The sequence below is a fragment of the Paenibacillus tyrphae genome (assembly GCF_027925525.1).
Lineage (GTDB): Bacteria > Bacillota > Bacilli > Paenibacillales > NBRC-103111 > Paenibacillus_G > Paenibacillus_G tyrfis_B.
The window spans coordinates 1-1,085 of record NZ_BSDJ01000082.1; the positions used below are offsets into that span (position 1 = coordinate 1).

General features: G+C 59.5%; 1 protein-coding gene. It reads left to right on the forward strand.

Features of this window, described 5'->3' with window-relative positions; genetic code table 11:
* Positions 1–1,085, forward strand: a 1,085-nt coding sequence (locus QMG93_RS34925) for a condensation domain-containing protein (protein WP_281944504.1), incomplete at both ends; no start/stop codon positions are given.

The window sequence follows — 1,085 nt, forward strand, 5'->3', positions numbered from 1 at the left end:
TGGCGGCGACTCGATCAAAGCGATACAAATTTCATCCCGGCTGCAGCAGGCCGGTTACAGACTGGAAATCCGGGACTTGTTTGCTCGTCCGACCATAGCGGAGCTGAGTCCCTACGTGCAAAAGGCCAGCCGGACGGCAGACCAAGGAGAAGCGAAGGGCGAGGTCGGGCTGACGCCGATTCAACGCTGGTTCTTCGACCGGCAGCAGGCCGAGCCGCATCACTACAATCAAGCGCTTATGCTGCACCGGGAGCAGGGCTTCGACGGAGCAGCGCTAGCGAAGACGATGAAGAAGATCGCGGAGCATCACGACGCGCTTCGGATGGTGTTCCGCAAGGGCGAAAGCGGGTATGAAGCCTGGAATCGCGGCGTGGGCGAAGGCGAGCTGTACAGCATGGAGCTGATCGATCTAAGGCGCGAAGGGGCTGACGTTGCCCAGGTGGTTCAAGCCAAGGCCAGCGAAATTCAAGCGGGTATTGACTTGAGCGAAGGGCCTCTGATGAAGCTGGCATTGTTCCGGTGCGCGGACGGCGACCATCTGTTGATAATCATTCACCATTTGGCGGTGGACGGGGTGTCGTGGCGGATTTTATTGGAGGATATCTCGGCAGGCTATGAAGAAGCCGTGCAGGGACAGCCGATCCGACTTCCGCAAAAAACAGATTCGTTCCAGATGTGGGCGCAGCAGCTGGCGCAGTATGCTGGCGGTCCGGCGATGGAACGCGAACGGGAGTATTGGCGGCAGGTGGAACGGGAGCTGGAGCAAGCCGTGAGCACGCCGCTGCCCAAAGATCACGACACGCAGGAGAAAGCTCTGCTTCGAGATAGCGAAACGGTCACGGTGCAGTGGACGCAAGAGGAAACGGAGCAGCTCTTGAAGCAGGCGCCCCGTGCATACAACACGGAAGTGAACGATCTGCTGCTGACGGCGTTAGGGACGGCGATCCACGAATGGACCGGGATGGAGCAAGTGCCGGTAAATTTGGAAGGACACGGCCGGGAGCCAATTCTGCCGGATCTGGACATTACGCGCACCGTCGGATGGTTTACGAGCCAATACCCGGTGGTGCTGCAGGTAGCCGGGA